We start from the raw sequence: 25,390 nt of genomic DNA on the forward strand, positions 1-25,390 counted from the left end.
GGGCCGAACGATTTCCGAACTTTGCCACACTCCAGAGGAAAAAAGATGAACAATCCGCATTTGCGCAACGCCTTCGCCGCTTTCCTTCTCGCCGGCACGGCCGCTATCGGTCTGCCCATGTCCGCTCATGCGGCGGATCCGGTTTCCACCGTCGTCAACATCACACAAATCTTCAAGTCGCTCGATCCCGCACGGGTGACCGACTACACCGGCTACATGGCGGTCGTGAACATGTATGACGGGCTGACGACCGTGAACGAAGCCGGCAAGATCGTCCCGCAGCTCGCCAAGAGCTGGGACATCTCGAAGGACGGACTGACCTACACCTTCCACCTGCGTGACGACGTCAAGTTCCAGAACGGAACGCCGATGAAGGCATCGGACGTCGTTTATACGATCCAGCGCATGCTGGCGATCAACGAGGGCCCGTCTCACCTGATCGACGGTCTGGTGGATGCGAAGAACGTCAAAGCCCCCGACGACCATACGGTGGTCGTCAAGCTCAACAAGCCGTTCTCTCCCTTCATGGCGGTCACGCCCCTTATCCTCGTCGTCAACGAGGACGAGATCAAAGCCAACGCCAAGTCCGAGTGGGGCAAGAGCTACGTCGCGGACCACTCCGTTGGTTCCGGCCCCTACCAACTCGTCAGCTACAACCGCTCCGCTGATCTGGTGATGAAGCGCAACCCGGACTATTTCCTCGGGTGGCCGAACGGCACGCCGATCGACCAGTTGCGTTTCGTTCAGACATCGGACGAAGCGACGGTCAAGGCGCTGGCGCAGAAGGGCGAACTCGGCATGTCGTCGTCGAGCCTCTCGACCGATACGGTCCAGGCGATCGGCAAACTGCCGAATTACAAGCTCATCGACACGACGACGGCAACGGGCTTCACGATGAAGCTCAACACCCAGCGCGCACCCACCGACGACGTTTATGTGCGCAAGGCGATCGCGCTTGCCACCGACTACAACACGATCCAAACGATCATCCAGCCCGGAAAGCCGATGACCGGACCATTGCCGCCGGTTTTCAAGGACGCCCATGACGACTCGATCAAGCCCGGCCAATACGATCTGAAGGCGGCCAACGCCGAACTCGCCAAGTCGAAATACGCGGGCAAGCCAATCAAGGTGACGCTATCCTACGTCGATGCTCTGTCCTTCGAGCAGGAGGTCGCACTGCTTATGCAGGCAAATCTTTCTTCGATCGGCATCACCGTCGACATCCAGCCGCAACCCTGGAACCGGATCGTCGACATGGCGACGAAGCCAACGACGACGCCAAACATTACCGAGGTGAATATCGGGCCGACCTATCCCTCGCCGGACAGCATGTTCTATCCGCAGTACGATTCGATGGCGTCGGGTACATGGCTGTCGATGGAATGGCTGGACGACAAGACCACCGACGATCTGATCGCCAAGGCGCGAGCGACGCCCGAAGTGAAGGCTCGCAACGCGATCTACAAGCAGATCCAGCAGCGCATCATGAAGCTGCAACCGACGGTCTTCGCCAACGCCCCGGTGCGCCACTACGCCGCCAGCAAATGCCTTCAGGGATACAAATACATCCCGATGCAGAGCTGGGACCTGAATTTCTGGAACTATCACTGGGACTGCTCGGCCAAATGAGCCGTGCCGACTGGCGGCCGGTCTCGGCCGCCAGTCGGGGAAATTCCGAAAGATGACGATGAAACGTACGTTTCTCGAAGACGACATTGCGCCGCTTGCGACCGGCGCCTGGATCCTCGGTACCGGCGGCGGCGGAAGCCCCTATGTTTCCGCCCTCAACATGCGCGAACTCTGCCGATCCGGGCATTCGGTCGAGGTGATCGATGCGGGCGACCTCGACGACGACGACCTCGTTGCGGTGGTGTCCGGCATGGGCGCGCCGCTCGTCGGTCAGGAGCGGCTGCGTGATCCGGTACTGCTTGGGCGGGCGGTTACCGCGATGGAGGACTATCTTGGGCAATCGTTCCGGGCGGTCATGAACCTGGAGATCGGCGGTGGCAACGCGTTTGCCTCGTTCCTGGCCGCCGCCGCGACCGGCAAGCCGGTTGTGGACGCCGATGCGATGGGCCGGGCCTATCCGGAGGCGCAGATGACCTCGTTCGCGATCGGCGGGCTGACGATGTATCCGCTGTCGCTCGTCGACGTACGCGACAACGAGGTGATCGTCACCAAGGCTGCGTCGTGGAAATGGATGGAGCGCATCAGCCGAAGGGTGTGCACCGAGGTCGGCTCGACGGCCGCGACCTGCAAGGCGCCGCGCACCGGCCGCGAGGTCAGGCAATGGGGCATACACGGAACCGTGACGCAGGCGATCGCCCTTGGCCGCGCCGTGCAGAAGGCGCGGGCCGCCCATGCCGATCCGATCGAGGCGGTACTCGCGCACGCCGGCGGCGTTGCTCTCTTCAAGGGCAAGGTGGTCGACGTCGACCGTGTCACATCGGGCGGGTTTTTGCGCGGCAAGGCGTATGTCGAAGGCCTTGGTGACGACCGCGGGACACGGCTCGAGATGGGCTTCCAGAACGAATGGGCCATCGCCATGCGTGACGGCGTGGCAATCGGCATGACGCCGGACCTCCTGTGCCTTCTTGATACGGTCTCCGGCGAGGCGATCGGAACGGAGACGGTGCGCTACGGTCAAAGGGTGAACCTGATCGCACTCCCGGCACCGCAGATCCTGAAGACGCCGGCGGGCCTGGAAGCCGTCGGGCCACGGGCCTTCGGATACGATCTCGATTACAAGTCGGTGTTCTCATGAAGCGTATCGGGATAGATGTAGGCGGTACCAATACCGATGCCGCCATGGTCGACGGCGACACGATCGTTGCGACCGTAAAGGTCCCCACAAGCGAAGACGTCATGTCAGGCGTGCGCACCGCGCTCGATGCGGTGAGCGATGCGCGCGGTCCCGGCAACGGCCCGATCGACGCGGTGATGATTGGTACGACGCATTTCACCAACGCAATCGTCGAGCGGGCACGCCTCGAACGCATAGCCGTCATCCGGATTGCGCTTCCATCCGGACGATCCTTGCCACCGCTGATCGATTGGCCCGACGATCTGCGTCGTTGCGTCGATCCCATGATGTTCATGGTCCATGGCGGCCACGAATATGATGGGCGAGCGCTCGTCGAAATGCGCGATGACGAGGTCCGCGACGCGGCGCGAGCCATACGCGATGCCGGCATTACCGCGATCGCGATCTCGGCACTCTTTTCGCCGCTGACATCGCAGTGCGAGCGGCGAGCAGCCGATCTCGTGCGTGAAATCCTGCCGAACGCGCGCATCACGTTGTCCCACACGCTCGGCCGGATCGGTCTCCTGGAACGCGAGAACGTCGCGGCACTGAACGCGACGCTTCAGGAACTCGGTCGGCGCACCGTCAAGGCTTTCGATGACGCGCTTGCTACCGCCGGTATCGATGCACCCTTCTTCCTGACCCAGAACGATGGCACGGTAGCGCTCGCCTCGATCGCCGCCGAGAATCCGGTTCACTGCTTCGCATCCGGGCCCACCAATTCGATGCGGGGGGCGGCGTTTCTGACCGGCGAGAACGACGCGATGGTCGTCGATGTCGGCGGAACGACCTCCGATATCGGCTGCCTGTCCGGCGGATTTCCGCGCGAGGCCAACAACATCGTGCATGTGGGCGGTGTGCGAACCCTTTTCCGCATGCCGGATCTTCTTCCGATCGCGCTTGGCGGCGGAACCATCGTCGATGCAAAGACCGGTGCGATAGGCCCACGCAGCGTCGGCTACCGGATCACGCAGGACTCCCTGGTTTTCGGCGGGGAAACGTTGACGACCTCCGACATCGGTGTTGCCGCGGGACTAGTCGAGATGGGTGATCACGACCGAGTAAAGGGTCTCGATCCCGCCTTCGTGTCGCAGACACTGACGCGCCTTCGCGAAATGGTGGCCGACGGTTTCGATCGAATGAAGATTTCGGCCGAGTCGATCCCGCTGATCGCCGTCGGCGGCGGTGCTTTCCTCGTTTCCGATACGGTGGCGGGAGCGAGCAAGGTCATTCGAACCGAGAACGCCGGCACGGCAAACGCGCTGGGCGCGGCGATGGCGCAGGTTTCCGGGGAAGTCGATCAGGTCTTTTCCCGCATGTCGCGCGAAAACGCGATCGCTGAGGCCGAGAGCGCCGCACGCACGAATGCCGTCGCCGCCGGTGCAAGGGAAGAAACCCTTTCGACCCTCGAGATAGAAGATATTCCGATCGCCTATCTTCGCGACAACGCGAGACGCGTGCGCGTGCGCGTCATCGGCGACATCGATTTTGGCGGCGCCGGTTAGCCAAAAGATAGTCCTCATCAAGGGTTTGATGATCGGTCGGAGACGCGGCTGCGCTCGACACTCCAAGGGCGACAGATGACGACCGGCTCCGGCATCTCGTGCATTCGTCGCACGCTTTCGAGCGGGACGCTGGTCTGCCCGTCACCGATCCAACGAGGCGTCCGGTATGTCCGTCGGCAAGGGCGGGAAGACGGCGGCTGTTCGTTATCGAACAGCCTCGACGCCGGAACGATCCTTCCGAAGGCTCGCATGGAGTCGCGCTTCGCGAAGATGTCGAGCAATCGTCGAATTGCAGCGCGGAAAAACACGATATTCCCGGCGATCGGTCGAGCGACCGACGAATGACAACCTTGCGTCGATCGCCCAGCGCGATACGTATCGCGCGATGACACAAACCCCGCCCCATCTCTCGACGCCGGATCGGCGCCGATGAGCCAGCCGCCCGAAGTCGAAGCCCAGGATCGCGCCGGTCGTGCGCATGCCGCGCCGGACGCGGATGCCGACGACCGCCAGACCGTCTCGCAGCGGTTGAAGATCGGACTCGGCGTGCTCGGCGTCGTCTATGGCGACCTCGGCACCTGCTCGATCTATGCCCTCCACACGGTCTTCACCGGCGGCACGCATCCGCTGGACCCGAGCGCGGTCAACGTCATCGGCATCCTGTCGCTGGTCTTCTGGACGCTCATCGTCGTCGTGTCGGTGAAATACATGGCGTTCGTCCTCAGGGCCGACAATCGGGGCGAGGGGGGTACCTTCGCACTGATCGCGCTGCTGCGTCCGTGGCGACACATCGAGCGGCGCCGGCGCCACGCGCTGGTGCTTCTCGGGCTCGCGGGCGCGGCGATGCTTTATGCCGGCGTCATGATCACCCCCGCCATTTCCATCCTCAGCGCGGTCGAGGGCCTGGAGGTGGCCTCGGCGGGCATGGGCGAGCACGTCATCTCCGTGACGCTGGTCATCCTCGTCCTCCTTTTCGTGGCGCAGCGCTTCGGCACGCAGCGCATCGGCGCGGCCTTCGGTCCCGTCATGGCGGTCTGGTTCCTGTCGATCGCCGCGCTCGGCATCTACGGCATCGCGATGGCGCCGCGGGTGCTCTTCGCCGTCAATCCGATCCATGCCGTCGCTTTCTTCTACCAAAACGGGCTCGCCGGCTTTCTCGTCCTCTTCGCGGTCTTCCTCGTCACGACGGGTGCCGAGGCGCTCTACGCCGACATCGGCCATTTCGGTCGCCGGCCGATCCGCAGGCTCTGGTTCTTCTTCGTCCTGCCGTCCTTGATGCTGAACTATTTCGGGCAGTCCGCACTTCTCCTGACGAACCCGGAGGCGGTTTCCCATCCCTTTTTCCGCCTGATCCCGGACATGTTCCTCTATCCGATGGTGATCCTGGCGACGATGGCGACGATCATCGCCTCGCAGGCGGCAATCACTGGCGCCTTCTCGATGACGCGACAGGCCGCCAGGCTCGGCATGATGCCGCCCTCGCGCGTCATCCAGACTTCGGAGGAGGCCGCCGGACAGGTCTACGTGCCGTTCGTCAACTGGATGCTGATGGTCTCGGCGATCATCCTGGTCGTGCTCTTCCAGAGCTCCGATCGGCTCGCGAGCACCTACGGCATCAGCGTCAGCACGGCGATGGTCGTGACCACCATCCTCGCCTTCTTCGTGGCGCGCGAACGCGGGCGGTGGTCGCTTTGGGCGGCTCTCGCCCTTCTCGTCGGCTTCCTCTTCGTGGATCTTGCCTATTTCGGGTCGAACCTCCTGCGCATTCCGCATGGCGGCTGGTTCCCGATCATCGTCGCGATCCTCTTCTTCACGATCATGTCGACCTGGCGGCGCGGCCGGGATCTGCTCACGCGCCGTTCGAACAAGGAATCGAAGACGGTCGAGGAGGTCGTGCAGGAACTCGCGGACCAGGAGATCGCGCGCGTTCCGGGCACGGCCATCTTCCTGACGTCGCACCTGAAGGAGACCCCGCCGCTCCTCTTCCACCACATCGAGCGGAACCGGGCCCTCCAGAAGCAGGTCGTCCTCCTGACCGTGCTGGTCGAGGACGTGCCGCGCACGACGCGCGAGGAGCGGCTGCAGGTCGAGGACCTCGGCGACGGCTTCTACCGGGTGGTTCTGCACTACGGCTACATGCAGGGCATCAATGTTCCCTCAGAACTCGCGAACGGCAACGAGAACGGCCTCGACATCGATCTCGACGAGACGACGTACTACATCGAGCATCAGTCGCCGATCAGCGGCAAGGGCCGGCACGACGGCATGGCCGCATGGCGCGACCGTCTGCTCGACTTCCTGATGCGCAATTCCTCCGACGCCACGACGGGCTACCACATCCCCGCGGACAAGGCCGTCGAGCTCGGCATGCGCGTGCGCATCTGATGCGCGCAGGCTGACGTGGCATGGATATCGAGTCCGTAGGTTGGAAGGCGCATACGAGTTCGCTCGGCATCTCGCGCGCCCAGTACTGGACTCATAAGTCCACATGCACGGGCTTGCCGATGCGAGGGTGACGGCGGCAGGAAAGCTTCTTGCTAGCTTGCCTTAGCGTGTCGCGATTCTGCGGAAGTGCTTGAGCTTGCCGAAGAAGCGTTCGGCGAAAGGTAGACGTCCCAACGACGGGTTAGGAAGCACGTCCGCATGCGTGCCACCGGGTGTACATGCGGCAGCCTCTGGCACAAACGGCTTATGATTCGGGCGTTTGGAATATGGCGGAGAGGAAGGGATTCGAACCCTCGATACCGTCTCCGGTATACTCCCTTAGCAGGGGAGCGCCTTCGACCACTCGGCCACCTCTCCGTCGACTGCGGCAATAAAGAAAAGGGTGGCCTGGATCAAGCGGCGCGATCTGTTTTTTCTATTTGTGTATTCTGTTTTTCTTATTTAGTTTGCCGTTGTTCTGGGTCGGATCGGTTGGGCTCCGTGTTCGCGTTCGTGCGCGCATGGCCGGCATCGGTTCGAAAATCGTGGGTGCTCAGACTACAGGGGAACGCGCGCGCGTACGTGTGCGCGGGGAGGGTCGATTCGAGTCGGATGTGCTGGCCGTTGGGAAGGATGCTCGCGTCCGGCCGGAGAAGAGGCAGGGGCAGCGTTCGGGGGCAGTATTCATTAACGAATTGGAAACCATTGGCTTTCCCGATGCCGAAATCGTGTTCTTTGCGCAACACGGTTTCCGGAAGCATGGCGTTTTGGGCCGGTGGCCGGGTGTGGAAGATTGCGCAGGGCAAAGCAACGTCTATGGTCATTCTCGGAAGCGAGGGCGGGGTGACCGTTCGACTTCTTAGATATTGGGGATGGGACAGGGAATTGCTGTCCTTCGGCAAAGAACCCAGACCCACGCGAAACTTTGACTGGAGGTCAGAAATGAACATCAAGAGCCTTCTTCTCGGCTCCGCCGCGGCATTGACCGTGGCTTCCGGTGCACAGGCTGCCGACGCCATCATGGCGGCTCAGCCTGCACCTGTCGACTATGTCCGCGTGTGCGATGCGTTCGGCACCGGCTACTTCTACATTCCCGGCACCGAGACCTGCCTGAAGGTCGGCGGTTATGTCCGTACGGAAGCTTCCGGCGGTCAGCTCGGCGGTATCGACACCGACAACGACGGACGCGGCGAGGGCCTTTCCTGGCATACGCGCTTCACGCTGACGACCGACACGCAGTCGAACACCGAACTGGGCACGCTGCACACCTACACCGAGACGCGCTTCAACTACAACAACGGCGACTCGGGCTTCGACACCCTCGGCAATGCCGGTGGATCCTCGACCTCGCTGAACTTCGCCTACATCGAACTCGGCGGTCTCCGCGTCGGTAAGACCGAAGCGGAATTCACCCGCATGGCCTATTACGGCCACGGCTACGCCGGCTCGGTCATTCAGGATACGCTCGTCGGTTACGGCCCGTTCGACGCGCAGCAGCTCAGCTACACCTACAAGAGCGACAGCGGCTTCGCGGCCGTCGTGGCGATCGAGGACGACAACGCCGGTTCGACCGACTCGCACCGTGCCAGCAGTGCTCCGGGCGGTCCGCTCGTCGATGACACGGATGCCAACGATAACGACTACATCCCGGATCCGACCGTCGGCGTCTCCTACGACAACGGCACGTTCGGCATCGGTGTCGTCGGCGCTTATGACGAAAGCCTCGAGGAAGGCGCGGTCAAGGCGCGTGCGGACTTCTCCTTCGGCAAGTTCGCTCTCTTCCTGATGGGCGCGTATTCGACGAACGGCGACGAGACCGGCGAGCATGGTTGCGCCGGCAACTCCAGCATCACGTCCTGCGGCTCGAACCACTTCGCGGTCTGGGGTGGCGACTATGCGGTCTGGGGTGGCTTCTCCGTCGATCTGACGGACAAGATCTCCGCCAACACGCAGGTTTCCTACGACGACGACGATAACTTCGGCGCAGCCGGTAACCTCGTCTTCCAGCTGGTTCCTGGCTTCGCGATGACGACGGAAGTCGACTACGTCGATGCCGGTGGCAACGACTTCACGTCCGACGATCACCGCTACAAGAACGTCGACGACGCTTGGAACTACCAGCTGCGCTTCCAGCGCAACTTCTAATCGACCGGTCTTTCCGATCGATCGGGCCCGGCGGGAAACCGCCGGGCCTTTTTGCTTTTCCGGCAGTCGATATCGCCGTTCAGTCGCTTGTTGGTGCGGATAGAGGCTCATTTGAGCTGCGATCGATATGGTGACGGTATTGGTTCATCGACCCAACAGGCATCGATCTTAGTGACATGCGTCCCTGCGTCTCGCTCGGCACTGCCATTCCGAACCCGATCCGTGACCCCCATATCGTAAGATCGTGCTTACGTTGCTTGCTGTCGACAAAGCGCTTTGGTGGTTCGAGCCGGAACGTCTCTTTGCGAGCCCTACGGTCCATTTGCCGGTTCGTCCAACCGCTTTTACCGCCGACAATTGTCGATAGATGCATGGAAGGCCGTGCGTTTCGATCGCTTCCAATAGGCCAGATGCTCGCAGCCGTACTGCTTATGATCCTCTAGGGATCCGCGCGAAGCTCGATAGGGCTGTCCATTCCTCTTCGCGGATACATGCGGAGTAGGCACAGCGGAAACCCTTACGCTGCTGGTCGCAATGACCTGATCCTCGCATGTGAAGGTCCTTCCCGGTTCAGTCCGAGGATCCAATCATTTCGGCACAGTCATGGTGTCGGGTGGCGCTCGATCTAGCACGCCGTGCTTATTGCGACCGGATCGAATCCCTTCGAGTAGTCTGAAGATGAGGGGAGCGACCCGCCGATCGCCCGGTTTGTCTGCACGTTCCGTATGGAAGCCGGATCGCCGACGTTCTCGGCACAGAATGAGCGGCCCGCAACGTGTTTCCATGCGGTGGCGCGCGTTGCGGCTCCGGATCGACCAGACGCCGTTGGAAACGATGGCGATGTGATCGCGTTCGGGCGCTTATTGGCGCGACTTTCCCTAAACCGATCGGCTCATTATCCGAAAGCAGAGAATGCGGATTGGGACCCGGGTCTACGCTGCCAGGCTCGCGACGACGCGTAGCGGCTGCGAGAACAGCGCGTTACTCCGGTCTGCTGCCGCGGCGTGAACCGTTCGGCACCTGGCCCGCTCGTCAGGAACGGCCGAACCGCAGGTCGTGGACGATGTCGACCTTCTGGCCGAGGCGGGCCTTGTAGACCTCGTAGTTCTCGAGCACGCGCTGAATGTAGTTGCGGGTCTCGGGGTAGGGAATGCGCTCGATCCAGTCGACGACTTCGTCGATCGGCTTGCCGCGTGGGTCGCCGAAGCGGTCGATCCACTCCTTCACCCTTCGCGGGCCGGCATTGTAGGCGACGAAGGTGAGAATGTAGGAGCCGCCGAAATCGGCGATCTGCTCTCCCAGATAGTGGGCGCCGAGGGTGGCGTTATAGGCGGCGTCCTGCGTCAACCGCGCCTTGGAATAGGACATGCCGTTTTGCGCGGCGACGCGCTTTGCCGTCGTCGGCATGAGCTGGAGAAGGCCGCGGGCGTTGGCGGGGGAGACGGCGGCCTGGTTGAAGGCGCTCTCCTGGCGCGCGACCGCATAGGCCAGCGCCATGCCGGAGCCGGAAATGTTCGCGTCGCGCGGGATCGCGCCAAGGGGGAAGGCGAGCGCCGCGCAGGGCACGCCGCGATAGTAGGCGATCTTGCCGAGTTGCAGCGAGAGCTGGTCCTCGTCGGCATCCTCCGCCATGGCGGTGAGGATGGCGAGCTGGCCGGGGCTGTCGATCGTACGGGCAAGATCGCGATAAAGGAGATTGGCCCGCCAGCCGTATCCGATCGCCTGGAGACGCTTGATGGCGTGTACGGCCGGCCGCGCGGCGAAGGCCTGCCGCTCGGCGTCGCTCGGGGAAGGGTAGGTGACGTCCAGCGTCTGCCGGCCGAGCTTGGCGGCGGCGAGCTGGCCGTAGAAGGTCGCCGGGTAGGCGGCGGCGCGCGCGTATTGCGCCGAAGCCGAGCCGGGCGCGCCGGCCTCCGCCGCACGGCCCAGCCAGTAATAGCCCCTCGCGCGCGAGATCGGCGACGTCGCAATCGACAGGATGCGACGGAAATGCGCCGCCGCCTCTTTCGGCTTGCGCAGCCCTCGAAGCGCGTACCAGCCGGCATGGAATTCGGCGTCGATGCGGTCGGTGTCGCGCGTGCTGTCGGCTGCGGCCTCCTTCAGGAGAACGCTGTCGGCGACGATGCGATAGGCAGCCGAAAACTTTCCGTCGTCGATGAGGTCGCGGCTGACGATGCGTTCCTCGTCCCACCACTCGCCGGGGTTCACGAGCGCGGCGACGTCGTGCGGCGCGGCTTCGAGGAGCTTCGCCGCGGCTTCGTACTCGTCCTCGTGGCGCAGATGCATGACGCGCAGGAAACGATAGCCCGGATCGTCGTGCCACATCGGGTGTACGGCATCGATGCGTGCCTTGGCATCGGACTGCTTGCGGATGACGGCCGCCCAGGCGCGGAAGAGGGACTGTGCGTTCGCCTGCTCGGAAATCGGTTCGGCATCGGTGATGCGGGAGCGATAAAGCAGCATCTCCATGCGGCGAAGATGGTCCGAAGTGCGCAGGAGCCCGGAATAGTCGCGCAGCATACGTGCCTGTTCGCGCGAATCGAGCGCATCCGTCCGCCAAACGTGCCGGATGATGGCTGCCGCCCGTTCGCGCTGGCCGCTTTTCAGCAACGCATCGGCGAGAAGGCGCTTGCCCGTCAGGGTTTCGGGCGTGCGGGCGGAAAAGGCGGAAAGCACTTGTGCGGGTGCCGGATCCTGTCCGGCAAGGGCACGTTCGTAGTTCGCCTCGATCACGCTGCCGCCCGGCCATCCCTGCAAATGTTTCGCCGCCTCGGCGATATCCCCGGCGGGCACGTCGTTCGAACCGGAGATGGCGATGGCCCATGCGAGGATCTGCCGGTCGAGGGAGCCGGCCGGCATGCCCGAGCGGATCGCGCGCGCCTTGTCCACGTGATTGCCGGTAAGGGCGTCGAGGCCATCCTTGAGATCGCCGACGGCGGCGGCGGGATTGACGGCGCGCGGGATCGAGGCGGTAATCTCCGGCGACGTGCGCGGCGGCGGCAGGCTGGGCACGACATCCGTCTGCGGCGCGAAGGGGCGGGCGAGCGGCAGCGGTACGTCGCCGATCGGTAGCGGCTCCGCGTGGCCGGGCGCGATCGCCAGGACCGTGCAGGCCATCAGCGAGACGAGGATACTGGATGCGATACGTGTCATCTCGGCGATCGAACCCTCAACGAAACGGCAGTGTCGACCGGGCCGATGCCCGGCGCCCCGGAATGGGCGGCGTGCGTATTCCTTGTTCGCATGAAGGCATGAAGCAATGGTAAATCAAGCGTTGACGGGATTGTTCTAACCTTTCGTCTCGCGATGCGTCGTCGTTCCCCGGGCCGGTTGCCGCCCGAATGCGGGGGCATTATGGTGCGCCGGCGCGAATATCATCAAAACAGCAGCCAGAGCGCGTGCCAAGCGCCGCCGCCGGGAGAAAACCATGCTCAAGGGATCGATTCCCGCCCTGATCACGCCGTTCACGCAAAAAGGCGAGATCGACGAGGAAGGCTTCGAAAGGCACGTTTCGTGGCAGATCGAGAGCGGCAGTACCGGTGTGGTTCCCGTCGGCACGACGGGCGAATCGCCGACGCTGACCCATGCCGAGCACAAGCACGTGATCGAACGCTGCGTGGCGATCGTGAACGGACGCGTGCCGGTGATCGCCGGCGCCGGCTCCAACAGCACGTTCGAGACGATCGACCTCGTGCAATACGCAGAGAGCGCCGGCGCGGACGCCGCGCTCGTCGTCACGCCGTACTACAACAAGCCGACGCAGGCCGGACTCTACGCCCATTACGCCGCCGTCGCACGGGCCAGCAGCCTGCCGATCGTGATCTACAACATCCCGGGCCGCTCGGTCGTCGACATGAGCACGGAGACGATGGCCGCGCTGCACCATGATTTCCCGTCGATCATCGGGGTGAAGGATTCCACCGGCAGGATGGAGCGCGTTTCCGAGCAGCGCATGGCGTGCGGCAAGGAATTCTTCCAGGTGTCGGGAGAGGACGCTTCCGCGCTCGGCTTCAACGCCCATGGCGGGCACGGTGCCATTTCCGTGACGGCGAACGTCGCGCCGGCCTTGTGCGCCGAGTTCCAGGCCGCCACATTGGAGGGAGATTTCGTCCGCGCGCTCGAATATCAGGATCGCCTGATGCCGCTGCACCGGGCGATCTTCCTCGAACCCGGCGTTTGCGGCGTGAAATATGCGCTCTCGCGCTTCGGCCGCGTGAACGAGATCGTGCGTTCGCCGCTGCTTCCGGTTTCCGAGCCGGTACGCGAGGCGATCGACATCGCCATGCGCCACGCCGGGCTTCTCGACTGACGCGCACGAACGCACGAAAGAGCGAGATCGCTTCATGCCGCCCAAGAAGAAGGCGGGTCCGGCCCGCAAGGTTATCGCGGACAACCGCAAGGCCCGGTTCAATTACGAGATCGTCGATACGCTGGAGGCCGGCCTCGTGCTCACCGGTACGGAGGTGAAGGCGCTGCGCGAGGGCAAGGCGAACATCGCCGAATCCTACGCGAGCTCGGAGGACGGCGAGATCTGGCTGATCAATTCGTATCTGCCGGAATACCTGCAGGGCAACCGCTTCAACCACGAGCCGCGCCGCAAGCGCAAGCTGCTCCTCAACCGCCGCGAGATGAACCGTCTCGCCGCTTCCGTCCAGAAGCAGGGCATGTCGATCGTGCCGATGCGGCTTTATTTCAACGACCGCGGTACCGCCAAGCTGGAAATCGCGCTCGCGCGCGGCAAGAAGGTGCACGACAAGCGCGAAACCGAAAAGCAGCGCGACTGGAACCGCCAGAAGCAGCGCCTGATGAAGGAACTCGGATAGCGCCTGCGGCATGACGCGTTCCGGCCGGCCCGGACGTTCCTTCCGGCGGGATCGATGCCCCCTGTGCGCGCGGGCAGTGCGATCCATATAAGCGACACCTTCCAATCCGGCTCGTGCGACGCCTTTTCGACGTGCCGCTCGTGCCTTCCGCATAAACATGGAAAGGAGCGCATCATGCCGCTCGATGCCGATGCCGTATGGCTCATCACCGGGTGTTCGACGGGCTTCGGCCGCGAACTCGCCCGCCTCGTCATCGAGGGCGGCTATCGTGCCGTCGTCACCGCGCGCGATGCGGAGCGGGTCGCCGACCTTGCCGACATCGCCCCGGATCGGGCGGTCGCCGTCGATCTCGACGTCACGAAAGCCGATCAGATCGATGCGGCGGTGGAAACCGCACGCGAGCGCTTCGGGCGTATCGACGTCCTCGTCAACAATGCGGGCTACGGCTACCAGACCTCCGTGGAAGAGGCGGAGGACGCGGCCGTTCGCGACCAGTTCGAAGCCAACGTCTTCGGTCTCTTCGCGATCACCCGGGCCGTCCTGCCAACGATGCGTCAACAACGCTTCGGGCGGATCCTCAACGTGACGTCGGTCGCCGGTCTGGTCGGCTTTCCAGGGTCGGGTTACTACGCCGCCTCCAAGCACGCCGTCGAAGGCTGGTCGGATTCGCTGCGGGCCGAAGTCGCGCCGCTCGGCATCGGTGTCACCTGCGTCGAGCCGGGGCCGTTCCGCACGGACTGGGCCGGCCGCTCGCTTTCGCAGACCGCGACGGCGATCGACGACTACGCCGATACCGTCGGTGCACGACTTGCGACCACGAAGAAGAACTCGGGTTCGCAGCCTGGCGATCCGGTGCGGGCCGGCCAGGCGATGATCGCGCTTGCCGGCGAGGACGAGCCGCCACGCCATGTCGTATTCGGAGCCCAAGGGTTCGGCGTCGTGACGGACCGTCTCAGGGCGCGTCTCGAGGAAATCGAGTCGCGTCGCGAGATGTCGCTTGGAACGGACTACTCGGGCGACTGAGCCCTGTCGCGTTTACCCGTCGCGGCCGCCGTGCAGATGGGCGGCGGCCGAGGCGAACACGGCATCGAACATCGCCGGCGTGAGCCGGCCGGTGTTCGTGTTGTAGCGCGAGCAATGATAGCTCGAAAAGATCGTCAGCTTTCCGATCCGGCTCTCACCGGCATGGCGGAAGGGGTGATGCGCGATGCGCTCGCCCAGCGATCGTACCGTCGTTTCGTGGGCGATCTTGCCGAGCGTGACGATCGTCGTCAGGTTCTCCATGCCTTCCAGCGTGCCGGAAAGGAACGTCCGGCAGGTGTTGATCTCCGCACCGACCGGCTTGTTCTGAGGTGGCACGCAGCGCACGCCGTTCGTGATCGCCGCACCCTGCAATGTCAGCGAATCGTCCGCTCGCGCTTCGAAGGTGCCGGTCGCAAGGCCGTGGCGGATCATCGTCGAATAGAGAAGGTCGCCGGCATAGTCGCCAGTGAACGGGCGCCCCGTCCGGTTGGCGCCGCGAAGGCCGGGGGCGAGCCCGACGACGAGCAGGCGCACCCCCGACGGACCCTCCGGCGGGTACCAGGTCGGCACCGGCGCGTTGTGCCATTCGGGATGGGTGATGCGCTGTTCGCGGATGAAGGCGTGGAGCCGCGGGCAGAGATCGCAGTCGCGATCCGGCTCGCGCCACCGGTCGGCGGAAAGGAACACCACGGTTGCCCGATCAGGTCTCGGACGTCGTCTGGGTACGGCTCGGCCGTTCGGAGGGTGCACGACCCACCTCGTCGCGCAGGCTGACGAGATCGATGAAATGGTCGGCCTGCCGGCGCAGATCGTCGGCGATCATCGGCGGCTGCGTGGAAAGCGTCGAGACGACCGAGACCTTGCGCCCGCGACGCTGGAGCGCCTCGACGAGCGTCGTGAAATCGCCGTCGCCGGAAAAGATCACGAGATGGTCGACGACCGTCGACTGCTCCATTGCGTCGATCGCGAGCTCCATGTCCATGTTGCCCTTGATCTTCCGGCGTCCGGAAGAATCCGTGAATTCCTTGGCCGGCTTGGTCACGACCTTGTATCCGTTGTAGTCGAGCCAGTCGATCAACGGCCGGATCGAGGAATATTCCTGGTCCTCGACGAGCGCAGTGTAGTAATAGGCCCTCAAAAGGTAGCCGCGAGCCTGAAATGCGGAAAGAAGCTTGCGGTAGTCGATGTCGAAACCGAGGCTCTTCGAAGAGGCGTAGAGATTGGCGCCGTCGATGAAGAGAGCGATCTTTTCGCGAGGGTCGAACATTCGCGGGAATTCCTTTTCGATTATGATTTTGCTTGGCAATAGGCAGGCCGTGCTGCGGACTGCGAGAATATGCCGCGCGTCGCGGACGGTCAGCAGCTAATGCATGGTGGCGAAGATTCCAAGACGATTGCGGTTGAAGTTTGGCTGAATTCCAAGCAAGAATGCACCGATGTGCGCCGCGCCGGCTTGAATTCGTCCGCGCGAGCCCTTATCACGTCGGTGAACCCCCAACACGAGCTTTGAAGGACAGGCCATGGCCCGCGTCACGGTAGAGGATTGCGTCGACAAGGTCGACAACCGGTTCGAACTGGTGCTTCTCGCCAGCCATCGCGCCCGGATGATTTCGCAAGGCCAGCCGATCACCGTCGATCGCGACAACGACAAGAACCCGGTCGTCGCGCTGCGCGAGGTCGCCGACGAGAAGCTTTCGCCGGAGGATCTGCGCGAACAGCTGATCCATTCGCTGCAGAAGAACGTCGAGGTCGACGAGCCGGAAGCACGGCCCGAGGAAGCCCCGGCCGTCACCGCTTCGGAAGAGAGCGCGGCCGAAACCCGGGCCGACGCGCCGGCTGCGGCCGACGAGAGCGAGGACGAGCCCGTCGCCTTCGACCGCATGTCGGAGGAAGAACTGCTTGCCGGCATCGAGGGTCTCGTGCCGCCGGAAAAGAACGACGACTTCTAGAAGCCGTCCGTGACACCACGCGCTGCGCATTCGCGCATTGCGGATATCGACGATACGGCGCGCTGGTCCCACAGGCTGGCGCGCCTTTGCGTTGGGGCGGCAATGACGCCGGTTCCCTGCATGCGGGGCACGGTGGCATACTTCGCAGATGCGAGCGCTGTCGCCGGGGCTCGTGCGAAGAAGAAGAAGAACGGAGGGCGCGTTCCATGATGCGCCAGTACGAGCTCGTCGAGCGCGTGCAGACATACAAGCCGACGGTCAACGAGGCCCTGCTCAACAAGGCGTATGTCTACGCCATGCAGAAGCACGGCAAGCAGAAGCGTGCCAGCGGCGACCCGTACATCTCGCATCCGCTCGAAGTCGCGGCGATCCTTACCGACATGCATCTCGACGAGTCGACGATCGCCGTGGCGCTGCTCCACGACACGATCGAGGACACGAGCGCGACGCGCGACGAGATCGACCGCATGTTCGGCGAGGACATCGGCCTTCTCGTCGAAGGGCTGACGAAGCTCAAGAAGCTCGAATTCGTCACCAGGCGCGCCAAGCAGGCGGAAAACCTGCGCAAGCTGTTGCTCGCCATCTCCAACGACGTGCGCGTGCTGCTCGTGAAGCTTGCCGACCGGCTGCACAACATGCGCACGCTCGACTTCGTGCCGCAGGAAAAGCGCGCCCGGATCGCCGAAGAGACGATGGACATCTATGCGCCGCTCGCCGGCCGCATGGGCATGCAGGACATGCGCGACGAGCTGGAGGCGTTGGCCTTCCGCCACATGAACCCGGAGGCCTTCGATACCGTAACCCGTCGCCTGCAGGCGCTTTCGCAGAAGAACAGCAACCTCATTCGCAAGATCGAGGTCGAACTGGGCGCGCTTTTCGACCAGCAGGGCCTCAAGGCGACGGTGCGGGGAAGGCAGAAGCGGCCTTACTCCGTCTTCCGCAAGATGCAGTCGAAATCGCTTTCCTTCGAGCAGCTTTCGGACGTCTACGGTTTCCGCATCATCGTCGGCGAAGTGAGCGATTGCTACCGCGCGCTCGGCATCGTGCATACGCGCTGGTCGGTGGTGCCGGGTCGCTTCAAGGACTATATCTCGACGCCCAAGCAGAACGACTATCGTTCCATCCACACCACCATCATCGGGCCTTCGCGTCAGCGCGTCGAACTGCAGATCCGCACCAACCGCATGCACGAGATCGCCGAATACGGCGTCGCGGCGCACGCGCTTTACAAGGACAACGAACGGTCCGGAACGGCCGCTCTGCTCTCGCCGGAATCGAACGCCTATGCATGGCTTCGCCGCACCATCGAGGCGCTTGCCGAAGGCGACAACCCGGAAGAGTTCCTGGAGCACACCAAGCTCGAACTCTTCCAGGATCAGGTCTTCTGCTTCACGCCCAAGGGCCGCCTGATCGCGCTGCCGCGCGGGGCGAGCCCGATCGACTTCGCCTATGCCGTCCATACCGATGTCGGCGACACCTGCGTCGGCGCGAAGATCAACGGGCACATCATGCCGCTCGTCACGCGGCTCGAAAACGGCGACGAGGTCGAGATCGTACGCTCCGGCGTGCAGGTGCCGCCGCCGGCCTGGGAATCGATCGTCGTTACCGGAAAGGCACGCGCGGCGATCCGTCGCGCGACGCGCGCGGCCGTGCGCAAGCAGTTTTCAGGGCTCGGTTTCCGCATTCTCGAACGGACCTTCGAAAAGGCCGGCCGGTCCTTTTCGCGCGAGGCGCTGAAGCCCGCCCTGCATCGCCTCGGCCACAAGGAGGTCGAGGATGCGATCGCGGCCGTCGGTCGCGGCGAACTGAGTTCGCGCGACGTCCTGAAGGCGGTCTATCCGGGCGAAGGCGAGGACCGGTCCAGCGCGAAGCCGTCGCAGGACGAAGGCTGGTTCAATCTGCGCAGTGCGGCTGGCATGCTCTTTCGCGTGCCGGGTCGCTCGAAGGCGGTGCGGCAAGAGGGCCGCAAGCGCGGACCGCGCAAGACGGCAGGGGAGATCGGCCCCGAGGCACTGCCCATCCGCGGCGTCGGCGGCGATTCGACCGTGCGCTTCGGGCCCGCGGGTGCCGTTCCGGGCGATCGCATCGTCGGCATCATGACGCCGGGCGAGGGGATCACGATCCACCCGATCCAGTCCTCGCGGCTCACCGAATACGACGACGAGCCGGAACGCTGGATCGACGTGCGCTGGGACCTTGAGGAAGCGTCGCGAACGCGCTTTCCCGCGCGGATCGTCGTCAACGGGCTGAACGAGCCGGGCACGCTTGCCGAGGTCGCGCAGACCATCGCCGGCGCCGACGCCGATATCGAGAACCTGACGATCAGCCGTCGCGCGCCGGATTTCGCCGAGATGGTCGTCGACGTGATGATCTGGGATCTCAAGCGGCTCAACCGCTTGCTGATGCAGCTCAACGACCTTGCCTGCGTGTCGACGGCCTCGCGCGTCTACGAATGATCGTTCCCGTCGCATTGCTTGCACGAAGCTGCGCTATGGCGGTACGTACACCGGAGAAGCGCTTCGGGGGCGCTTCCATTGATCGGGTAGGACGATGCTATTCAGGCGACGCAAACCGGCGACCCTATGGGAACGCATCCGCGTCGCGATATGGCCACGACGTTCCTTCTCCCGTTCGATCCGCTACGTCGTCGCCCGCGTGTTGCGGCTGACGGCGACGCCACATGCCATCGCCGCGGGTATCGCCGCGGGCGTCTTCACCTCCTGCACGCCGTTCATCGGCTTCCACTTCATCCTCTCGTTCGTCGTCGCTTACTTGATCGCGGGCAACATGGTCGCCGCCGCGATCGGCACGAGCTTCGGCAACCCGTTCACCTTTCCCTTCATATGGGCCGGTGCTTACGAGCTCGGCACCTGGATCCTCGGCACCGAAAGCGTTCGTGAGAAGCCGATCCATCTCGCCCAGATGGTGCACGACCTCGACCTTGCCGACATCTGGCAGCCGATCCTCAAGCCGATGCTCGTCGGCGGCGCGCCGATCGGCCTCGTCTTTGCGGCCGCCTTCTACGTGCTGACCTACTGGGGCGTGAACACGTTCCGCCGGCGCCGCCGGCTGCGCATCGCCGCCCGTGCGGCGTCCGGCGGAAGGCAGCCGCGTGCGCCCGGCCGCGGCCATGCGGCGTAGCAGGCCGCAGCCGCATGGCCCGACCGGCATCGAGGGTCGTCGTGCGGCCGGTCGAGCGTCGACCACGGACGTAGGCATCCGACGCGCCGCTTGACAGGAGGCGTGCGAAGCCGAAGAAAGCCGCATGATCATCGGACTGGGCAGCGACCTCATCGACATCCGCCGCGTCGAGCGAACGCTCGAACGCTTCGGCGAGCGGTTCACGCATCGCTGTTTCACGCCGATCGAGCGCGAGAAATCGGACCGGCGGCGCAACCGTGCGGCCTCCTACGCCAAGCGTTTCGCGGCCAAGGAAGCCTGCTCCAAGGCGCTTGGTACGGGGCTCGCGCAGGGGGTGCTGTGGCGCGACATGGGGGTCGTCAACCTGCCCGGCGGCAAGCCGACGATGGACCTCGTCGGCGGCGCGGCCAAACGTCTCGCGGCGCTGATGCCGGAAGGGCATGTCCCGGCGATCCACGTGACGATCACCGACGATTTTCCGCTGGCGCAGGCGTTCGTCGTCATCGAGGCGCTGCCGGGTAGCGCGGCCGGCGACCCTTCCGCCTTGCTCGGGTGATGTCGCACAAACGCTTTCGCATCGGCGCCAAACGCTCTAGACAGGGCCACCCCAAAAAGAGGAATCGATAGGCGTGTCCGACAAGACGAAAAAGAAGGAAAGTGCGCTCGGCGAGAACATCAAGGTCATCGTCCAGGCGCTTCTCCTCGCGCTCGTGATCCGCACCTTCCTGTTCCAGCCCTTCTCGATTCCTTCCGGCTCGATGATGCCGACGCTGCTGGTCGGCGACTACATGTTCGTCTCGAAGTTCGCCTACGGCTACTCGACCTATTCGCTGCCGATGTCGCTCGACCTCTTCAACGGCCGCATCTGGAGCGAAAAGCCGGAGCGCGGCGACGTCGTCGTCTTCCGCCTGCCGAGCGATCCGAGCGTCGACTACGTCAAGCGGGTGATCGGTCTGCCCGGCGATTCGATCCAGATGAAGGACGGCGTTCTCAACATCAACGGAAAGCCGGTGCCGAAGGAGCGCGACGGGACCTTCCACCCGACCGGACGCTACGATACCGGCCAGGAAGTGCCCGTCTTCAAGGAAACGCTGCCGAACGGCAAAAGCTACGACACGCTCGACCTCACGCCGAACTCGCCGGGCGACAACACCCGCGTCTTCCACGTGCCCAAGGGCCATTACTTCATGATGGGCGACAATCGCGACAACTCGCTCGACAGCCGTTTCGACGTCGGCTACGTGCCTTTCAAGAACCTCGTGGGACGCGCGAACATCATCTTCTTCTCGATTCGCGGCGACGTCTCGCCGCTGGAGTTCTGGAAGTGGCCAACGGATCTGCGCCTCGACAGGATCTTTTCCTCCGCGCAGCACTGATCGCAGTGTCATGAAACGGCTCGGCGACCATGAGCGGGCGCGGCTCGAAGCGCGCATCGGCATCGTCTTCAAGGACAAGGCGCGGCTCGACCGCGCGCTGACGCATGCGAGCGCGCTCGGCCCGGATCGCGCGAACTACGAGCGGCTGGAATTCCTCGGCGACCGCGTGCTCGGCCTGTGCATCGCCGAACTCCTGTTCAAGCGGTTCTCCGAAGCGCGTGAGGGCGAGCTTTCCGTGCGGCTGAACCAGCTCGTCAGTGCCGAGACCTGTGCGCTGGTCGCCGACGAGCTCGGCCTGCACGCCTTCATCCGAACCGGTTCGGACGTGAAGAAGCTGACGAGCCGGCGCATGGCGAACGTGCGGGCGGACGTGATGGAATCGCTGATCGGCGCGATCTATCTCGATCAGGGGCTGGAGGCGGCGCGCGGTTTCATCCTCGCCAACTGGGAAGAGCGCAGCGTCGAGACGGCGGCGCTTCGCCGCGACGCCAAGACCGAGCTTCAGGAATGGTCCCACGCCCGGTTCGCCGCCACCCCTGCCTATACGGTGACGGACCGTAGCGGCCCCGACCACGACCCGAGTTTCACGGTCCGCGTCACCGTCGGCAACCTTGCGCCGGAAACCGGCACCAGCCGGTCGAAGCGTGCGGCGGAACAGGAGGCGGCCGGCCGCCTCCTCGAACGCGAAAAAGTCTGGAGTACGCAATGACGGACGAAACGGACGGAGAGCCGGTGATGGCCGATACGCCGGAGAACGAGAGCCCTACGCGTTCGACCTTCGTCGCCCTGATCGGCGCGACGAACGCCGGCAAGTCGACGCTTCTGAACCGCTTCGTCGGCGCCAAGGTCTCGATCGTCAGCCACAAGGTGCAGACGACGCGCGCCATCGTGCGCGGCATCGTCATTCACGATCGCACGCAGCTCGTCTTCGTCGATACGCCTGGCATCTTCAAGCCGAAGCGCCGGCTCGACCGGGCCATGCTTTCCACCGCCTGGGGCGGCGCGCACGATGCGGACAGCGTGCTCTTCATGGTCGATGCCGAACGCGGCCTCACCGGCGATGCGGAAGCGATCCTGACGGAGCTTGCGAAGGTCGCGCGGCCGAAGACGCTCGTCCTCAACAAGATCGATCGCGTCAAGCCGCAGGCGCTCCTCGAACTGACGAAGAAGGCGAACGCGGTCGTCGCGTTCGAGCATACCTTCATGATTTCAGCCCTCGACGGCTCGGGCTGCCAGGACGTTCTCGACCATCTGGCGAACGCAGCGCCGCTCGGTCCCTGGTACTATCCCGAAGACCAGATCTCCGACCTGCCGATGCGCCAGCTCGCCGCCGAGATCACGCGCGAGAAGCTCTACGACCGCCTGCATCAGGAATTGCCCTACGCCTCGCACGTCGAGACGGAGCGCTGGGAGGAAAAGAAGAACGGCAGCGTTCGCATCGAACAGGTCATCTATGTCGAGCGCGACGGGCAGAAGAAGATCGTGCTCGGCCACAAGGGCGAGACGATCAAAGCGATCGGCAAGGCCGCGCGCGAAGAGCTCGCGAGCATTCTCGATCAGCCCGTCCATCTCTTCCTGTTCGTGAAGGTGCGTGGCAATTGGGGGAACGATCCGGAGCGCTATCGCGAGATGGGGCTCGACTTCCCCGCCTGAACGCCCAAAATTCCCGCCATGCAGTGGCACGACGAAGGCGTCATCCTCGGGATCAAGCGCCATGGCGAGACGAGCGTCGTCGCCGAGGTGATGACGCGCGACCACGGCCGCCACATGGGGCTCGTCCATGGCGGCCGCTCGCGGCGCCAGCAGCCGCTTCTGCAACCCGGCAACCGTGTCGATCTCGTCTGGCGCGCGCGTCTCGCGGACCATCTCGGCGCCTTCCGCGTGGAGCCGCTGTCGCTGCGGGCGGCACGGCTGATGGAACGCGCCTGCGCTTTATATGGCGTGCAGGCGATGGCCGCGCTCCTCAGGCTTCTGCCCGAACGCGATCCGCATCCGGCGCTCTACGCCGCGCTCGACGCCATCCTCGACGCACTCCACGAACCGGCTTCGGCGGGCGAGCTCTTCGTGCGCTTCGAGCTGGCGGTGCTGGATGAACTGGGCTTCGGGCTCGATCTGACGCGCTGTGCGTCGACCGGCGCCACCGCCGCGCTCGTCTATGTCTCACCGAAATCCGGCCGGGCGGTCAGCCGCGAAGCCGGGCTGCCGTTCGCCGACCGGCTTCTGGCACTGCCGCCTTTCCTTGCCGATCGCCAGGCGTCGCCGGAACGGGAGGATCTCACCGATGCCTTCCGGCTGACCGGCTTCTTCCTCGTTCGCAACGTCTACGAGCCCCGCGGCATCGCCGTACCGAGCGCGCGGGAGGCGTTCGTGCGCAGCGTCCTCGCCGTGCCTGCGGACACGGCTCAGTAGGGCCGGGTACTTGGTCGAGGGCACGCATATTGCAATCCGTTTTGGCCGGGCTTATTTCGAATGCAACCGGTCTGTCCGGCCTTTTTCTTCCGCATCTTATGCTCAAACGGAGCAAAATCGTCGACCCGGCAAGGATGGAGAGTTTGATGACCGCACTCACCCTGGCCGATCGGATGTCGACGAGAGACGCCTTGCCGACCGCGGCGGAACGCTTCGGCGTGCTGGCGCGCCCGGACCTCGACTATACGCCGGAGATCGCCCGCGAGACCGCGCCGCTCTACGAGAAGGTTCGCGCCCATACCCCCGAGATCGAGTGGCCCGTCTACGCCCCCTATGTCGCGGCGATCAACCGCCTGAAACGGGAGCGCAGCGCGGTCATCCTGGCGCACAACTACCAGACGCCCGAAATCTACCACTGCGTCGCCGACATCGTCGGCGATTCGCTGCAGCTCGCCCGCGAAGCGGAAAAGGTCGACGCCAAAATCATCGTCCAGTGCGGTGTGCACTTCATGGCCGAGACGTCGAAGCTGATGAACCCCGAAAAGACGGTGCTTGTACCGGACATGCGGGCCGGGTGCTCGCTTTCAGAATCGATCACGGCTGCCGACGTTCGCCTGTTGCGCGAGCGCTATCCCGGCGTGCCGATCGTCACCTATGTGAACACCTCCGCTGAGGTTAAGGCGGAAAGCGACATCTGCTGCACCTCGTCGAACGCCGTGAAGGTCGTCGAGAGCCTCGACAGCGACACTGTGCTCTGCATTCCCGACGAATATCTCGCATTGAACGTCGCGCGCCAGACGAACAAGAAGATCCTCACATGGAAGGGCCATTGCGAGGTCCACGAACGCTTCACCGCCGAAGAGTTGCTGGCCTACAAGGATGCCGATCCGTCGATCCAGATCGTCGCGCATCCCGAATGCCACCCGGACGTGCTTGCGGTTTCCGACTATGCGGGCTCGACCGCCGGCATGATCGATTACGTGAAGGGGAAGCGTCCCGCCCGCGTGCTGCTCGTGACGGAATGCTCGATGGCCTCGAACGTGCAGAGCGAGGTGCCCGGCGTCGAATTCGTCAAGCCGTGCAATCTTTGCCCGCACATGAGGCGTATCACGCTGCCGAAGATCCTCGAGAGCCTGACGGACATGACGGGCGAAGTCCGTGTCGATCCGGCGATTGCCGACCGTGCGCGCCGGGCTGTCGAGCGCATGGTCGCTCTGGCGAACTGACGTGCGCCGAAACGCCCGTCAGTCAGTCGGTCGCGGGCAGGGCGATCCTCTGTCCGACGATGAGACGGCGCGGCTCGATGCGTGGATTGGCGGCTCTCAGACCGGCGAGGCTGACACCGGCCGCATCGGCGATGGCGCTCAGCGTATCACCGCGGCGAACGGTATAGACATTGCCTCGGCGGCCGAATGCATCCGAACTCTGGCGCGGCCGGATGACGGGGGTCGAACGGTGGATCTGCGGCACGACCGTGGAAGACGGCGGCGCGCCGCGCGCGATATCGGGCGGAATCGCACCGGGCTTCCTGCCTCTCGGCACGCGGATGATCTGTCCGTTCAGCGGCTTGTTAAAATCGACCGAAGGGTTTTCGATGCGCAATTGCTGAAGGTCCGTCCCGCAGCCTTGCGCGATGGCGAGAGCGCTGGAGCCGCGCCCGGTCTGGACGCGCCCGCACGCCGCCTGCGAAGCGGACGACCCCATGAGGCAGGTGCCGAACAATGCGCCGGCGGCAAGCAGGACTGCCGGTCGGCAGCAAATGAAACGGGGGCGTGAAACTCTCATGATC

At 64.2% G+C, this 25,390-nt stretch carries 21 protein-coding genes and 1 tRNA gene; 17 read left to right on the plus strand and 5 right to left on the minus strand.

Translation table 11 applies throughout. The features are described 5' to 3' along the window. The first annotated feature begins 45 nt into the window (after positions 1 to 45). From FJU11_RS02010 to FJU11_RS02025, 4 genes are all read left to right on the plus strand, one after another. Entirely contained in the window at positions 46 to 1,632 is a 1,587-nt protein-coding gene (locus FJU11_RS02010; RefSeq protein WP_141165342.1) for an ABC transporter substrate-binding protein, read from the plus strand. Between the two features lie 58 nt (positions 1,633 to 1,690). Further along, on the plus strand, positions 1,691 to 2,767 hold the full coding sequence (locus FJU11_RS02015; protein ID WP_141165343.1) for a DUF917 domain-containing protein: 1,077 nt from the start codon (positions 1,691 to 1,693) through the stop codon (positions 2,765 to 2,767). After that, the gene (locus FJU11_RS02020; protein ID WP_141165344.1) at positions 2,764 to 4,311 is read left to right on the plus strand and encodes a hydantoinase/oxoprolinase N-terminal domain-containing protein; all 1,548 of its coding nucleotides are present in this window, start codon (positions 2,764 to 2,766) and stop codon (positions 4,309 to 4,311) included. The genes FJU11_RS02015 and FJU11_RS02020 overlap by 4 nt, the downstream gene beginning before the upstream one ends. 429 nt (positions 4,312 to 4,740) lie before the next feature. Further along, entirely contained in the window at positions 4,741 to 6,696 is a 1,956-nt protein-coding gene (locus tag FJU11_RS02025; RefSeq protein ID WP_141165345.1) for a potassium transporter Kup, read from the plus strand. Between the two features lie 327 nt (positions 6,697 to 7,023). Here FJU11_RS02025 and FJU11_RS02030 read toward each other — a convergent pair. Next, positions 7,024 to 7,113: transfer RNA gene (locus tag FJU11_RS02030), tRNA-Ser, on the minus strand. Between the two features lie 564 nt (positions 7,114 to 7,677). Between FJU11_RS02030 and FJU11_RS02035 the strand changes: the two genes are divergently transcribed. After that, positions 7,678 to 8,880 carry a porin gene (locus FJU11_RS02035; protein WP_181408010.1) on the plus strand — a complete coding sequence of 401 codons (1,203 nt, stop codon included), beginning with the start codon at positions 7,678 to 7,680 and terminating at the stop codon, positions 8,878 to 8,880. 1,032 nt (positions 8,881 to 9,912) lie between these two features. Here FJU11_RS02035 and FJU11_RS18780 read toward each other — a convergent pair. After that, entirely contained in the window at positions 9,913 to 12,033 is a 2,121-nt protein-coding gene (locus FJU11_RS18780) for a lytic transglycosylase domain-containing protein (protein WP_141165347.1), read from the minus strand. A gap of 274 nt (positions 12,034 to 12,307) precedes the next feature. On the opposite strand from FJU11_RS18780, the gene dapA reads away from it, so the two are divergent. From dapA to FJU11_RS02055, 3 genes are all read left to right on the plus strand, one after another. After that, positions 12,308 to 13,189 (plus strand): 4-hydroxy-tetrahydrodipicolinate synthase, encoded by an 882-nt coding sequence (dapA, locus tag FJU11_RS02045; protein WP_141165348.1) that lies wholly within the window; start codon positions 12,308 to 12,310, stop codon positions 13,187 to 13,189. A 34-nt stretch (positions 13,190 to 13,223) separates the two neighbouring features. Beyond that, on the plus strand, positions 13,224 to 13,703 hold the full coding sequence (gene smpB, locus FJU11_RS02050) for an SsrA-binding protein SmpB (protein ID WP_141165349.1): 480 nt from the start codon (positions 13,224 to 13,226) through the stop codon (positions 13,701 to 13,703). A 174-nt stretch (positions 13,704 to 13,877) separates the two neighbouring features. Continuing rightward, positions 13,878 to 14,726 carry an oxidoreductase gene (locus tag FJU11_RS02055; RefSeq protein ID WP_141165350.1) on the plus strand — a complete coding sequence of 283 codons (849 nt, stop codon included), beginning with the start codon at positions 13,878 to 13,880 and terminating at the stop codon, positions 14,724 to 14,726. A 12-nt stretch (positions 14,727 to 14,738) separates the two neighbouring features. On the opposite strand, the gene FJU11_RS02060 is transcribed toward FJU11_RS02055, so the two are convergent. Both FJU11_RS02060 and FJU11_RS02065 read right to left on the minus strand, forming a co-directional pair. Next, on the minus strand, positions 14,739 to 15,416 hold the full coding sequence (locus FJU11_RS02060; protein ID WP_141165351.1) for a uracil-DNA glycosylase: 678 nt from the start codon (positions 15,414 to 15,416) through the stop codon (positions 14,739 to 14,741). A 10-nt stretch (positions 15,417 to 15,426) separates the two neighbouring features. Continuing rightward, entirely contained in the window at positions 15,427 to 15,993 is a 567-nt protein-coding gene (locus tag FJU11_RS02065) for a LabA-like NYN domain-containing protein (protein WP_141165352.1), read from the minus strand. Positions 15,994 to 16,246: 253 nt separating this feature from the next. Between FJU11_RS02065 and rpoZ the strand changes: the two genes are divergently transcribed. The 9 genes from rpoZ (at position 16,247) to nadA (ending at position 24,827) form a co-directional block, all read left to right on the plus strand. Further along, a complete protein-coding gene (gene rpoZ / locus FJU11_RS02070; RefSeq protein ID WP_141165353.1) occupies positions 16,247 to 16,675 on the plus strand; it encodes a DNA-directed RNA polymerase subunit omega in 429 nt (142 codons plus the stop codon). Positions 16,676 to 16,881: 206 nt separating this feature from the next. Continuing rightward, on the plus strand, positions 16,882 to 19,131 hold the full coding sequence (locus tag FJU11_RS02075; protein WP_141165354.1) for a RelA/SpoT family protein: 2,250 nt from the start codon (positions 16,882 to 16,884) through the stop codon (positions 19,129 to 19,131). A gap of 94 nt (positions 19,132 to 19,225) precedes the next feature. Further along, positions 19,226 to 19,816, plus strand: coding sequence for a DUF2062 domain-containing protein (locus FJU11_RS02080; protein WP_141165355.1), 591 nt, complete (start codon positions 19,226 to 19,228; stop codon positions 19,814 to 19,816). A gap of 124 nt (positions 19,817 to 19,940) precedes the next feature. Continuing rightward, a complete protein-coding gene (acpS, locus tag FJU11_RS02085; protein WP_141165356.1) occupies positions 19,941 to 20,372 on the plus strand; it encodes a holo-ACP synthase in 432 nt (143 codons plus the stop codon). A 67-nt stretch (positions 20,373 to 20,439) separates the two neighbouring features. Beyond that, positions 20,440 to 21,192, plus strand: a complete 753-nt coding sequence (lepB, locus tag FJU11_RS02090; RefSeq protein ID WP_181408016.1) for a signal peptidase I — start codon at positions 20,440 to 20,442, stop codon at positions 21,190 to 21,192. A gap of 10 nt (positions 21,193 to 21,202) precedes the next feature. Continuing rightward, complete coding sequence (gene rnc / locus FJU11_RS02095) at positions 21,203 to 21,901, plus strand: ribonuclease III (protein ID WP_141165358.1); 699 nt, start codon at positions 21,203 to 21,205, stop codon at positions 21,899 to 21,901. Beyond that, a complete protein-coding gene (gene era, locus FJU11_RS02100; protein WP_407946649.1) occupies positions 21,898 to 22,845 on the plus strand; it encodes a GTPase Era in 948 nt (315 codons plus the stop codon). Before rnc ends, era begins: the two co-directional genes overlap by 4 nt. 18 nt (positions 22,846 to 22,863) lie before the next feature. After that, entirely contained in the window at positions 22,864 to 23,601 is a 738-nt protein-coding gene (gene recO, locus FJU11_RS02105) for a DNA repair protein RecO (RefSeq protein ID WP_141165359.1), read from the plus strand. A 146-nt stretch (positions 23,602 to 23,747) separates the two neighbouring features. Beyond that, positions 23,748 to 24,827, plus strand: coding sequence for a quinolinate synthase NadA (gene nadA, locus FJU11_RS02110; RefSeq protein WP_141165360.1), 1,080 nt, complete (start codon positions 23,748 to 23,750; stop codon positions 24,825 to 24,827). Between the two features lie 22 nt (positions 24,828 to 24,849). Here the strand turns inward: nadA and FJU11_RS02115 are convergent, their stop codons facing one another. Further along, on the minus strand, positions 24,850 to 25,305 hold the full coding sequence (locus FJU11_RS02115; RefSeq protein ID WP_181408011.1) for a LysM peptidoglycan-binding domain-containing protein: 456 nt from the start codon (positions 25,303 to 25,305) through the stop codon (positions 24,850 to 24,852). Positions 25,306 to 25,390 lie beyond the last annotated feature (85 nt).

This window comes from Pararhizobium mangrovi, from assembly GCF_006516965.1.
In the GTDB taxonomy this organism is placed as follows: Bacteria; Pseudomonadota; Alphaproteobacteria; order Rhizobiales; family Rhizobiaceae; genus Pararhizobium_B; species Pararhizobium_B mangrovi.

Coding starts and splice junctions, on each gene's coding strand:
- rpoZ (WP_141165353.1), top strand. CDS start 16,247: ATGGCCCGCGTCACGGTAGAGGATTGCGTCGACAAGGTCGACAACCGG.
- FJU11_RS02115 (WP_181408011.1), bottom strand. CDS start 25,305: ATGGGGTCGTCCGCTTCGCAGGCGGCGTGCGGGCGCGTCCAGACCGGG.
- FJU11_RS18780 (WP_141165347.1), bottom strand. CDS start 12,033: ATGACACGTATCGCATCCAGTATCCTCGTCTCGCTGATGGCCTGCACG.
- FJU11_RS02010 (WP_141165342.1), top strand. CDS start 46: ATGAACAATCCGCATTTGCGCAACGCCTTCGCCGCTTTCCTTCTCGCC.
- recO (WP_141165359.1), top strand. CDS start 22,864: ATGCAGTGGCACGACGAAGGCGTCATCCTCGGGATCAAGCGCCATGGC.
- dapA (WP_141165348.1), top strand. CDS start 12,308: ATGCTCAAGGGATCGATTCCCGCCCTGATCACGCCGTTCACGCAAAAA.
- FJU11_RS02080 (WP_141165355.1), top strand. CDS start 19,226: ATGCTATTCAGGCGACGCAAACCGGCGACCCTATGGGAACGCATCCGC.
- FJU11_RS02075 (WP_141165354.1), top strand. CDS start 16,882: ATGATGCGCCAGTACGAGCTCGTCGAGCGCGTGCAGACATACAAGCCG.
- FJU11_RS02065 (WP_141165352.1), bottom strand. CDS start 15,993: ATGTTCGACCCTCGCGAAAAGATCGCTCTCTTCATCGACGGCGCCAAT.
- nadA (WP_141165360.1), top strand. CDS start 23,748: ATGACCGCACTCACCCTGGCCGATCGGATGTCGACGAGAGACGCCTTG.
- FJU11_RS02025 (WP_141165345.1), top strand. CDS start 4,741: ATGAGCCAGCCGCCCGAAGTCGAAGCCCAGGATCGCGCCGGTCGTGCG.
- FJU11_RS02035 (WP_181408010.1), top strand. CDS start 7,678: ATGAACATCAAGAGCCTTCTTCTCGGCTCCGCCGCGGCATTGACCGTG.
- FJU11_RS02020 (WP_141165344.1), top strand. CDS start 2,764: ATGAAGCGTATCGGGATAGATGTAGGCGGTACCAATACCGATGCCGCC.
- FJU11_RS02055 (WP_141165350.1), top strand. CDS start 13,878: ATGCCGCTCGATGCCGATGCCGTATGGCTCATCACCGGGTGTTCGACG.
- rnc (WP_141165358.1), top strand. CDS start 21,203: ATGAAACGGCTCGGCGACCATGAGCGGGCGCGGCTCGAAGCGCGCATC.
- acpS (WP_141165356.1), top strand. CDS start 19,941: ATGATCATCGGACTGGGCAGCGACCTCATCGACATCCGCCGCGTCGAG.
- smpB (WP_141165349.1), top strand. CDS start 13,224: ATGCCGCCCAAGAAGAAGGCGGGTCCGGCCCGCAAGGTTATCGCGGAC.
- era (WP_407946649.1), top strand. CDS start 21,898: ATGACGGACGAAACGGACGGAGAGCCGGTGATGGCCGATACGCCGGAG.
- FJU11_RS02015 (WP_141165343.1), top strand. CDS start 1,691: ATGAAACGTACGTTTCTCGAAGACGACATTGCGCCGCTTGCGACCGGC.